Raw genomic sequence first — 11800 nt, 5'->3', positions numbered from 1 at the left:
TGCCAGCGACCATGCTCGCTAGCGCACGGCCGGCAACAGCAGCCGGCACGACGCGAGCCGCGCCGGGGTGACTGGCATGCGGCAGACGCTTCGCTGCATCGCCGCCTTCGGCTGCGCCGCCAGCGTGCGTGACACCGCCATCGCCTTCGGCTGCACCGCCCGCACCCGCAATGCGTCGGCGCCCGGGAGCGCCGGCCGCAACGCGCGCAGTGTTGCCGCATCGATGTGCACTTGCCAGAACTGCGGTTTCCCGTCGGGGTCGTCTTCCCGATAGCCCTGCCCCGTGATGGTCTGCCCGTCGGGGCTCACGCCGATCACGTTGGCCAGGTTCAGCGTGCCGACCGACAGGCCGGCCCCTTCGAGCAACGCGACGAGGCTGCGCATGCCGCTGTGCGGCGTCCACACGAAGACGCGCTCGACACCGGTCTGCCCGTTGCTCGAGCCACCGACGACAACCTGCCCGTCCATGCTGATCGACAACGCGTAGCTGCTGTCGTCGCCGTCGAGAAAACCGAGCCGCTGGATGCTGTCGCCGCCGTTCGTCCACAGCACGGCCTCCGAGTCGACCCGTTGTTGCCCATCCGGCGTGACCACCAGAGTGCCGAGCGAGCCGGCGATCGTGCGTTCGTCTTCGGTCACGCCGCGGGCCAGATCCATTCTGGCCACGCCCGCGTTGATCGTCGGCAACAGTCGTTCGCCGATTCGTTCTGTCCAAAAGAGCGCACGCGAACCATACACGCCGTCGACATTGCCGGCGAACCCGGCTGCGGCATTCCCGGACGAGGTCATCGACAGGAGCTGCACGTTATAGTCACCGCCCGGCGGCAACTCGCGGAAACCGCTCGGCTGGGTCCACATGAACCGTGCATTCCGGCCGCCTTTCGTCGTAAAGCTGCCCCCCATCCTCGTGCCGCCGAGGTTCGCGACTTCGACCGATGCGCCCCGGCCCGCCGTATCCGGAACGAGTTTCTGCGTGCGACCGTCGCCTGGCCATCGCACCGCCCATCGATCGACGTTACTGCTGTCCGCCTGGAGCGCGCTGATCGAACCGCCGATCATCTGCCCATCGGCCGACACCGTCCGTGCCTGCGAGTCATAGGCGTTCGCAGGCGCGGCCAGCCGCTGCCAGCCCGCCGCGGCCGACCACGAGAACGCCATCGAGCCACCGGACTGCGCTTCGCTCCAGTAGGAACCGATGATCGTCTTGCCGTCCGCGCTGACGGCATTGCCCTGGTACTGCATGTCGCGCGGCCCGCCCAGGTCGCCGATCACCGTCAGCGCATAACCGCCGGCCGATACCGTCTGCGCATGAACCGCACTCATTGCCGACACGGCCAGCACGGCCGCGACGACACTGCGTTTCAGATGCATTCCCTTCTCCTCCGTCAGTACATCAATGAAAATCCCGTGCAGGCAGCATGCTGCGCAGCGCGCACCGCTCAGGCCGCACAACGCTCAATACAGGAAGATCCGGATCGTCGCGGCCGCGTCGAACGGTCCGATCTTCGGTGGTCCGAACGACTTGAGCACCGCATCGAGCATCACGGTCTGGTTCGCGACGTTGGCCGCAAACTGCGTGAGCGTGAACTGCTTGTTGAAGTCGATTGCCTTGCCCTGGCTGTCCTCGAGGCCGATCCCGAAATTGCTGTCCTTCGCCGGCACCAGCAAACCGTTCTGCACGGTGCCTTTGGTCGCCTCGAAATAGCCGTCGACGCGAATCGGGATGCTGCATTTCTTCGACAGCGACAGTGAGAATCGCCGGCGCGGCACGGCAGGCAGGAAGCCGTTGCCGGTGGTCTGCACCTGACCGAAATTGACGATGCCGGGTTCGGGCGTCACCAGCACGTCGACGAGGCAGGGTGTCGGCTTCAGACGCGACAACCCGCTCAACCGGTACTGGAAACTCGATCGAGCCGCGTTGAGGCCGCCCCTGCCGTCGAACTGAAAGACCGCATAGATATCGTTCGGCGGCTGTATCCATTGGCCCTTCTTGCGCACCACCACCTGATAGGTGATGCTGAGCGGCACCTTCGGGCAGAGCCCGCGGTCGAAGTTCCATTGCGAACACGTGCCAACGGTGGTGGTGGTTTCCACGCGCGCGCTCGGCCCGCTGCCCAGGCCGAAATAGTCCCGGCCGCCATAGCGAATGCCGATCTCGAGCCCCCATGCAGCGGGATCCTGCGATCTCGGGTTCGCGTAGAAGTAAACCTGCTCGGCAAAGTTCAGTGCGGCCCCGCCGTAGTCCTTGTAGCAATACCCCGTCGTCGTGCGTGGCGGCGATACCCAGATCACGTATCCGTCCGGCGCATCCGTCGGATACGATGCGACACCGCCGATCGGCTCGGTCAGCGAATCCGCGCCGCCGTCGGCCAGACAGCGCAGCGCCCACGCCGGCTGCACGGCCGCGATCAGCACCGCGAGCACGACCCAGCGCAGCCACGTCGCGAGCGGCGACACGCGTTGTCTCGCGCCCCCGCTCATTTCTTCACGCTCTTGCAAGCCCCGGCCTCGCACGCATACTCGATCGCCACCTGGCCGCCGTAATCGTCGATATGCGTGACGAACAGCGTCGACGGCGTCGCCGCCTTGAACGGCACGTCGGCCGTGCTCATCGGGCTGACCATCACCGGCTCCAGCGGCATGGGCGTCTTCTGCGCGCCCGACGCCAGGTCGACGATCGTGATGTGATACGGCGTCGGATTGTCGAACACGAGCTTGTGTGCAGCCGAATCGACGCGCAGCGTCATCGGCAGCGTCCAGTCCTCGTCGCGCGCCGGCTGCACGGCCTTCGGCCGGTAGAACAGCTTCATCTGCGTATGCAGCGCGATCTGCAGCGTGTTCGGCGTATCCGTCTTCGGCGGCACTTCGCGGATGTTCAGATAGAACACCGATTCGCGATCGGCCGGCAGCTCGGTGCCCGGCAGCTTCGCGATCCGCAGCACGTTGCGCTCGTTCGCCTCGACGCGCTGCAGCGGCGGCACGACCATCAGCGGCGACGTGATCTTGTTGCCCTTCGCGTCCTCGAGCCACGACTGCACGAGATACGGGTACGTCGTGCTCTTGTTGGTGATCGTGACGACCGCGGCCTGTTCGCCTTCGTTGAAGATCACGCGCGTGCGATCGGGCACGATCGCCGCATGGGCGGCGCCGGCAAGCAGCGCGCCGCAGGCCGCGAACGCGCACAGCGTGCGCCGCGGAAAGGAAAGGGAAAAGAGATTCTTCATCGCTGGATCCGTGAAATCATCGTTCGGCCCGCGCGGCCGCTGCATGCGACTCGCCGGGCGTCTGGCACGTCACCGGGATCGGCGTGCCTTCGAGTTGAAGCTGGTTCGGCAGTGCGTCGATCGTGCAGAGCGTCCGTTCGCCCGCCCGCACCGCCAGCGTGGATTTCGGCTGAACCTGCGTCAGGAACGCCGCCCCGCCTTCGCCGACGATGCCGAGTTCCTTGCCGTTCGCCGCGTCCTGCACCGACGCGCCGAACGGCAGCGGCTTGCCGGCCGGGTCGGTCAGCGTCAGGTACAGGTTGCTGCCGCGCGCGGCTGTGAACTTCACGAAGCCGATCGCGCCGTCGGTCAGCACCATGCGCTGGATCGGGTTCGTCACCTGCACTTCGAGCGGCAGCTTTTCGACGTTGACGGTCGCGTCGTACACGTTGTATGGCGAGATGCCGTCGAGCACCGCGTAGCCGCGCGAATCGGTATGCGTGAGCGTGCCGGACAGCGGCACGTCGGGCACGCCGTCGGTCGACACCAGCAAGCGCGTGTCGCCCGCATTGCCGTTCGCATGCGCGGACACGCCGTACTGCGTCGCGACGAACGAGCCGTCGACTTCGAGCGACGCAGCCGCATACGAGTCGGCGAGCGTCGATGCCTGCGCCGTCAGCTGATACGCCGACGAGCGCTGGCGGTAGCTCGCGTTTGCCGACGCGCGTCCGTCGGTGGCGCCCGCGTTGATCTGGTAGGTGCGGCCATTCGGATCGTCGTAGATGTAGCCCGCGTTCACGCTCGTGCTGCCGCTGCCCGTCGTCAGGTTCGACGTGACGGTGTGACGGCCGCCGATCGGCAGCGTCGCGGTGACCGAGACCTGGTTGCCGCTCGCGCCCGCGCTCTGCGTGCGGAATGCCGACACGCTCACGTTCAGGTTGCGCAGCGTGCCGATCGAGAACGCGCGCGTCAGCGTGAGGCCGACGCGCTGCTCGTTCGCGCGTTCCCAGTAGGTCGTCTGGTCGTAGGAAAAATAGGTCGACGTGTCGCCGAAACGCTTCGACAGCGTCGCCGAGTAGCGCTGCTTGCTGTTGGCGAGGCCGTATGCGGTCGGGTCGCCCGAGAACTGCGCGAAGTTCGTGTATTCGCGCTCGGAGAAGCGGTAGCCGAAGAAGCGCACGTCGGCATCGAGCCCGTCGAAGTGCTTCGAATAGTTGATGCGGTACGAGTTGCCGTTGCGCGTCGCGCCGTTCCACCACAGTTTCGCCCGCGCATGCGTGACGTCGGCCGACAGCGCGCCGAACGCGCCGAAGTCGCGACCGACACCGAGCGCGATCGACGTGTAGTCCGACGCGGCGATGAACCCGCCATACGCCGTGACGTCGAACGGCAGGCCGTACGCGATTTCGCCGAAGCCGAAGAACGGCGTGATGCCGGCGCCGCCGAACAGCCGCGGCTTGCCGACCGCGGCCTTGTAGCGCAGCTGCCCGGCACGCGCGAGGAACGGCACGGCGGCCGTCGTCACCTGGAAGCGCTGCACGCTGCCGTCCTCTTCCTCGACCGCGACGTCGAGCGTGCCCTGCACGCTCGTATTGATGTTCTGCAGCGCGAACGCGCCCGGCGACACACGCGTCACGTACAGCACGCGGCCGGCCTGCGACACGGTCACCGTCGCGTTGGTGCGCGCGACGCCCGAGATCAGCGGTGCATAGCCGCGCAGCGACGGCGGCAGCATGCGGTCGTCGCTGCGGATCGACGCGCCCGTCAACGCGAACGTGTCGAAGATGTCGGAGGTCAGGTAGTCGTCGCCGAACGTCACCGTCGACTGGATCGACGGCAGCGCACGAAAGGCATACAGCCGGCTGAAGCGGAACGTGCGGTCCGCATACGCCTTGTTGCCCACGTTCGATTGCGCCTGGTAGTCCCCGCGCAAGCGCCACGCATCCCAGTTCGCGCCCACCGTCCCGTAGGCCTGGATCGAATTCGTCTGGCTACCGCCCGTACCGAAGTTGCGGTTCGTGTTCGCGATCACGCGATAGTCGAGCATCGCGCCCGGAATCCCTTCGGACCAGCGCGACGGCGGCAGGTAGGTCGAATCGGTGAACTCGAGCGCGGCCTGTGGAATCGTGATCCTGAGCCGGCCGTCGCTTTTCAGGTAGCGCACGGTCGCGCCCTCGATCGCACCGAGATCGACGCAACGCCCGCCCTGGAAGCGCGGCAGGTCCTTCGCGAGCGACGGCTTCAGCCCGAACTGCGCGACGAGCTCCGGCCGCAGGCACGGCTTGCCCGCGCCCGATGCGTCGACCGCGATGAACTCGATCGCTTGCAGCCCGTAGAACAGGTCGTTGACCTGCACGTCGAGCATGTACTCGCCGGGCAACGTGAAGTCCGGCTGCGAGAACTGCGACAGGTCGACATTGCTCGTTCCGTCGATGTCGAGGAACGACGAATTGAATTCCGTCGCATGGCTCTGGCTGCCGACCACCAGCACGGAGACGCAAAGGAAGGAATGTCTGATTCGCACGCGGCGCTACCGGAAGTCCAGGGAGGGGAAAAAAGGAGGAACAACGAACGAGGAAGGGTGCGCGCACCCTTCCCCGGTACGGCGGCTTACTGGTAGCGGACCGTGAAGTTCGCGACGCCGTTGGCGGTACCCGGCGTCACGCCGGCTGCCGTCGATTCGTACATCGCTGCGAAGCGCGCGGTGTTCGTGCCGTTCTGCAGCAGCGTCGGTGCCTTCTGCTCGGCGCCGTTGTCGAGGTATTCGCCCGACGCGGCTTGCAGGCGGATGCCGACGTTGCTTGCCGAACCGATCGTGGCGAGCAGCTTCGGCTGACCTGCGCTCGACGTGCCCGTGAACGTGAAGTACGCGTTCTGCGCGATGCTGGTGTCGCAGTCGGTCAGCTTGATGTCGAACGACACCGGATCCGACTTGTCGCCGGCTTGCTTGAACTTGTTGGTCGGCACCTTGCCCAGTTCCACGGTCTGGTTGACCGAGTTCGAATCGATGCCGCATGCGCCCGCGACGATCTCGCCCGTGAAGTTGATCGTGCCGGTGCCCGCTGCGAAGGCCGAGGTCGACAGGGCCGCGAGTGCGACGGCGGACAGGATGGATTTTTTCATGACGTTTCCCGTAAGGACTGCAAATGGATTGGACGACGTGGCGGACACAAACGGCAGCGCATGGTGGCTCCCGTCCGACACGAGGCGGCATTATCGAGATAATCATGAAAGATTTCTGTAAATCATTGTCAAATGCATCTGACAATGTTCGATTCACCCCTCCGGAATTACATTATTTCCACCTGATTTCCAATCCAGCACCTTTTTATCCGCAGTCCTTTTTAGTTTTACGGAACCAATTGAAGATTAAGGGAAATTTCTTCCGATAACCGACCGCGCCCCACCTGCCCTTGCCAGTATTGGTTCTGACGATATCCGTCATCTCAAAGACAAAATATTGTCCAATGCCGCCATCGTTGTTCGACGACAACGCCCATATCAAGTCATTTTCAACTGACAGGAAATTAACCAAGGCACTTCATCAATGTCAATTTGCCGCGCAAACGATTGCGAAAAGAATACAAACGTTTTGCTGCGACACTTTGTCGCTCTCATTAATTCCAATTAATTGATTAATCCGATCATCAATTCCGGATCGTAAATCGCACGCATGTGCAGCAGTCGGAACTCGATTTGCCGGCCTGGATGGACGAGATGGAAAGGCGAAGATGCGGCGCATACGTTTGCGCCGGTGGGCGACACGGCCGGACGCCGAATGCGCGTTGCCGCGGAAGGCGCACTTCCGCCCTGCCGCGAGATGAGAGACATCGGGGTAGTTCGCTGGACCGCGAAAGGAAGCGCCGAGAGCGATCGGCGATACGACGGCAGCACGACTATCGAAGCGGCGGCCGCACGTCGGATCGTACGGCCGCCATCATGTCACCCGGCACACGGCAGCGCCTGGCGACGTCACACCCATCACGCGGAAGCCGCGGTCTCCTCCGACGCCGATGCCGGCGCCCAGCCGCCGCCGAGCGCGCGGTACAGCGCGATCGCATTCGCGAGCCTGAGCTGCTTGAGCCGAATCAGCTCCTGCCCCGACTCGTACGTGCTGCGTTGCGCGTCGAGCAGTTCGAGATACGTCGCGACGCCGCCCGCATAACGGCGCTCGGCGAGCTTCAGCCGCGCGCCGTCGGCTGAATACACGTCCTGCTGCGCGGCAAGCTGGCGATCGATCCAGTCGCGCGCGGCGAACGCGTCGGCCACTTCGCGGAACGCGGTCTGCACCGTCTTCTCGTACTCGGCAACCGCGATGTGCTTGCGCGCGTTCGCGACGTCGAGGTTTGCGCGGTTGCGGCCGCCCGCGAAGATCGGCAGCGTGATGCGCGGCGCGAACGTCCACACGCTCGTGCCGGCGGCGAACAGGCTCGAGAACGCGTCGCTGACCGAGCCGTAGTCGGTCGTCAGCGCAATGCGCGGGAAGAACGCCGCGCGTGCGGCGCCGATCTGCGCGTTCGCGGCCTTGAGCCGTGCCTCGGCCTGCCGGATGTCCGGACGCCGCTCGAGCAGTTCGCTCGGCGCGCCGGGCGCCACCGGCGCGATCGACAGCGTGTCGAGCACGGTCGCGTCGGCGGGCACGTTGCGCGCGAAATCGCCCGCCAGCAATTGCAGCGCCCGCACGGCCTGCGCATGCTCGCGCTGCAGCGCGGCCTGCGACGCGCGCGCCGATGCCACCAGCATCTCGGCCGAGCGCAGCTCGATCGCGTCGCTCGTGCCGGCCGCGTAGCGGCGCTGCGTGAGCGCGGCCATGCGTTCGCGCGCGTCGAGCGTGCGCTGCGCGAGCGCAAGCTGTTCGTGCAGCGAGCGTTCCGAGACATACGCACCGGCCACTTCGGCGATCACGCCGATGCGGACCGTGCGCCGTGCCTCGGCCGTCGCGAAATACTCGGCGAGCGCCGCATCGGACAGGCTGCGCACGCGGCCGAACAGGTCGAGCTCGTACGCACTGACGCCGACGCCCGCGCGGTACAGCCCGCTGATCGCGCTTTCGCGCACGACCGGGTCGTACTGGCGCGCACGCTCGTAGCCGAGATTCGCATCGACCGACGGCATCAGGTCCGCACGCTGTACGCCGTACAGCGCGCGCGCTTCGTCGAGCCGGCCGGCCGCGATCCGCAGGTCGCGGTTGTTTTCGAGCGCGGCGTCGATCCACGCCTGCAGCGCCGGATCGGTGAAATACGCATGCCAGTCGTCGAGCAGCGCGGCATCCTGCGCCTCGGCCCGTTCAGCGGCCGGCGCCGTGCTTCCGTCGACCGGCGCATAGGTCGCCGGCACCGGCGCCGCCGGCCGCTCGTAACGCGGCGCGAGCGAGCAACCGGCGAGCGCGAGCGCGGCGGCCAGCGCGAGCTGAACCCGCAGCGCGGCGCGTGCATTCAGCGCAGACATCATTGCGAACCCTCCATCGTCGCCGGCTGCGCCCCGCCGCGCCGGCGCGGGCCGACGTCGAACAGGCGGCCGACGATCACGAAAAACAGCGGGACGAGGAACACCGCGAGCACGGTTGCCGTGATCATGCCGCCGAGCACGCCGGTACCGATCGCCATCTGCGCGCCGGACGCGGCACCCGACGCGAACGCGAGCGGCAGCACGCCGACGCCGAACGCGAGCGACGTCATCACGATCGGCCGCAGCCGCAGGCGCGCGGCCTCGAGCGCGGCGTCGACGAGCGACATGCGCTGCGCGACGAGATCCTTCGCGACTTCGACGATCAGGATCGCATTCTTCGCCGACAGCCCGATCGTCGCGATCAGCCCCACCTTGAAATAGATGTCGTTCGGCATCGCGCGCAGCGTGACGCCGAGCACCGCGCCGATCACGCCGAGCGGGACGACCAGCATCACCGCGAACGGGATCGACCAGCTCTCGTAGAGCGCCGCGAGCGCGAGGAACACGACGAGCACCGACAGCGCGAACAGCATCGGCGCCTGAGCGCCCGACAGCCGCTCCTCGAACGATTGCCCCGACCACGCATAGCCGATGCCAGCCGGCAGCTTCGCGGCGATCCGCTCGACCGCGGTCATCGCCTCGCCGCTGCTGTGGCCCGCCGCGGCCGAGCCGTTGATCGTGAACGACGGATAGCCGTTGTAGCGCGTGAGCTGCGGCGGCCCGAGCGTCCAGTGCAGCGTCGTGAACGCCGCGAGCGGCACCATCTCGCCGCGCGCGTTGCGCACGCGCAGCTTCTTCACGTCGTCCGGATCGAGCCGATGCAACCCGTCGGCCTGCACCATCACGCGCCGCACCTGCGTGCCGTGCATGAAGTCGCCGATGTAGTCGGAGCCGAACATCACCGCGAGCGTCGTGTTGATCTCGTCCATCGACACGCCGAGCGCGGACGCCTTCGCACGATCGATGTCGAGCTTCAGCTGCGGTGCGTCCTGCGTACCCGCGAACATCAGGTCGGTGAGCGCGCGATCCTTGCCGCCGGCCGCGAGCAACTGCTCGCGCGCGGCGCTGAACGTCGCGTAGTCGAGCCCGCCGCGGTTCTGCAGCCGGAAGTCGAAACCGCTCGACGAGCCGAGATCGGGCAGCGCCGGCGAGTTCATCGCAAACACCGTCGTGTTCGGCGTGCCCGTGAAGCGCTCGTTGATGCGCGCGACGATCGACTGCACGTGATCGCGCTCGGCCTTGCGGTCCTTCCAGTTCTTCAGCGTGACGAAGATCATCCCGCCGTTCGGCCCTTCGCCGTACAGGTTGAAGCCGCCGAGCGCATACGTATAGGCGGTCGGCTCGTCGCGGCGGATGGCCGACTCGACCTCGCGCACGCTCTGCATCGTTTCCGCGAGCGGCGTGCCCTGCGGGCGTATCACCATCACCATGAAGTTGCCCTGGTCCTCGTCCGGCAGGAACGCGGTCGGCAGTTGCGTGAGCATCAACGCAGCGGCCGCGGTCAACGCGCCGTACACGACGAGCCAGCGCACCGGCTTCTTCAGCATCGTGCCGACGCGCGACGCATAGCGCTGCGTCGCGCGTGCGACGAAGCGGTTGAACCAGCCGAAGAAGCCGCGCTTCTCGTGATGGTCGCCGGACACGGGCTTGAGCAGCGTCGCGCACAGCGCGGGCGTGAGCGACAGCGCGAGGAACGCGGAGAAACCGATCGACACCGCGAGCGACAGCGCGAACTGCCGGTAGATGTTGCCCACCGCACCGCCGAAGAACGCCATCGGCACGAACACCGACGTCAGCACGACCGTGATCCCGATGATCGCGCCGCTGATCTGCGTCATCGCCTTGACGGTCGCATCGTACGGCGCGAGCCCCTCCTCGACCATCAGCCGCTCGACGTTCTCGACGACGACGATCGCATCGTCGACGAGAATGCCGATCGCGAGCACCATGCCGAACATCGTCAGCACGTTGATCGAGAAGCCCGCCGCGTACATCACGCCGAACGTGCCCGCGAGCGCGACCGGCACGACGAGCGTCGGGATCAGCGTCGCGCGCAGGTTCTGCATGAACAGGAACATCACGAGGAACACGAGCACGCCGGCCTCGATCAGCGTCGTGACGACCTTGTTCATCGATACGCGCACGAACGACGACGTCTCGTACGGGATCTGGTACTTCACGCCCGGCGGGAAGTACCTGGACAGCTCGTCCATCGTCGCGCGCACGCGCTTCTCGGTGGACACCGCGTTCGAGCCCGGCGCGAGCTTGATGCCCATCCCGGTCGCGACCTTGCCGTTCACGTACGACGGATAGTTGTAGTCGTTGCCGCCGAATTCGATGCGTGCGACGTCGCGCAGGAACAGCGCGGAGCCGTCGGCCTGCGCACGCAGCGCGATCGCGCCGAAATCGGCCGGCGTCTTCAACGGCGCGTCGGCGAACACGGTCGCCGCGATCGGTGCGCTGTCCGGCACCGCGCTGCGGCCGATGTCGCCGATCGTCACGCGCGCGTTGTGCGCGCGCACGGCCGATGCGATGTCCGACGCGGTGAGGCCGTGCCCGGCCAGCTTCACCGGGTCGGGCCAGATCCGCATCGCATATTCGGCGCCCCAGAACTGCACCTTGCCGACACCCTCGACGCGGCGCAGCGCCTGCACGACGTTCGCCGACGCGTACTCGCCGAGCTGCACGTCGGTCATCCGGCCGTCGTCGGACGTCAGCGACACGACGAGCTGGATGTTGTCGGCGGCCTTCTCGACCTGGATGCCGTCGCGGCGCACGGGCTCGGGCAGGCGCGCGTCGACCGTCTTCAGCCGGTTCTGCACTTCGACGGCTGCGAGATCGGCGTTCACGCCCTGCTTGAACGTCAGGTACAGCGACGCGGCCCCGGCGCTGCTCGTCGCGGACGTATACAGCAGCCCCGGCGCGCCGTTCATTTCGCGCTCGATCAGCGCGGTCACCGATTCCTCGACGACCTGCGCGGATGCGCCCGGATACGTCGCATAGATGCTGACGACGGGCGGCGCGATGTCCGGGTACTGCGCAACGGGCAGCGCGCGGATCGCGAACAGGCCGCCCAGCATGATGAAGATGGCGATCACCCACGCGAAGACGGGGCGATCGATGAAGAAACGTGCCATGTTGGTTTGAAC

At 66.5% G+C, this 11800-nt stretch carries 7 protein-coding genes; all 7 read right to left on the bottom strand.

Translation table 11 applies throughout. The annotated features are described in order from the left end of the window. Positions 1-18: 18 nt before the first annotated feature. Positions 19-1272 (bottom strand): calcium-binding protein, encoded by a 1254-nt coding sequence (locus AC5LXX_RS08250; RefSeq protein WP_493409147.1) that lies wholly within the window; start codon positions 1270-1272, stop codon positions 19-21. Positions 1273-1455: 183 nt separating this feature from the next. Next, on the bottom strand, positions 1456-2481 hold the full coding sequence (locus AC5LXX_RS08245) for a fimbrial protein (protein ID WP_493409146.1): 1026 nt from the start codon (positions 2479-2481) through the stop codon (positions 1456-1458). Beyond that, positions 2478-3224: a fimbrial biogenesis chaperone gene (locus AC5LXX_RS08240; RefSeq protein ID WP_493409145.1), complete on the bottom strand. Its 747-nt coding sequence runs from the start codon at positions 3222-3224 to the stop codon at positions 2478-2480. Before AC5LXX_RS08240 ends, AC5LXX_RS08245 begins: the two co-directional genes overlap by 4 nt. Positions 3225-3240: 16 nt before the next feature. Further along, positions 3241-5727, bottom strand: a complete 2487-nt coding sequence (locus AC5LXX_RS08235; protein WP_493409144.1) for a fimbria/pilus outer membrane usher protein — start codon at positions 5725-5727, stop codon at positions 3241-3243. Between the two features lie 86 nt (positions 5728-5813). Next, positions 5814-6326, bottom strand: a complete 513-nt coding sequence (locus AC5LXX_RS08230) for a fimbrial protein (protein ID WP_493409143.1) — start codon at positions 6324-6326, stop codon at positions 5814-5816. 858 nt (positions 6327-7184) lie between these two features. Continuing rightward, positions 7185-8651 carry an efflux transporter outer membrane subunit gene (locus AC5LXX_RS08225; protein WP_493411102.1) on the bottom strand — a complete coding sequence of 489 codons (1467 nt, stop codon included), beginning with the start codon at positions 8649-8651 and terminating at the stop codon, positions 7185-7187. Beyond that, positions 8651-11788, bottom strand: coding sequence for a multidrug efflux RND transporter permease subunit (locus tag AC5LXX_RS08220; protein ID WP_493409142.1), 3138 nt, complete (start codon positions 11786-11788; stop codon positions 8651-8653). Before AC5LXX_RS08220 ends, AC5LXX_RS08225 begins: the two co-directional genes overlap by 1 nt. Positions 11789-11800 lie beyond the last annotated feature (12 nt).

This window comes from Burkholderia torrens (assembly GCF_984668525.1).
This window is presented reverse-complemented; position numbering and strand designations above follow the sequence as displayed.

Bases quoted from the DNA above. Each gene is read 5' to 3' on its own strand.
- AC5LXX_RS08225 (WP_493411102.1), bottom strand. From the start codon at position 8,651: ATGTCTGCGCTGAATGCACGCGCCGCGCTGCGGGTTCAGCTCGCGCTG.
- AC5LXX_RS08220 (WP_493409142.1), bottom strand. From the start codon at position 11,788: ATGGCACGTTTCTTCATCGATCGCCCCGTCTTCGCGTGGGTGATCGCC.
- AC5LXX_RS08240 (WP_493409145.1), bottom strand. From the start codon at position 3,224: ATGAAGAATCTCTTTTCCCTTTCCTTTCCGCGGCGCACGCTGTGCGCG.
- AC5LXX_RS08230 (WP_493409143.1), bottom strand. From the start codon at position 6,326: ATGAAAAAATCCATCCTGTCCGCCGTCGCACTCGCGGCCCTGTCGACC.
- AC5LXX_RS08245 (WP_493409146.1), bottom strand. From the start codon at position 2,481: ATGAGCGGGGGCGCGAGACAACGCGTGTCGCCGCTCGCGACGTGGCTG.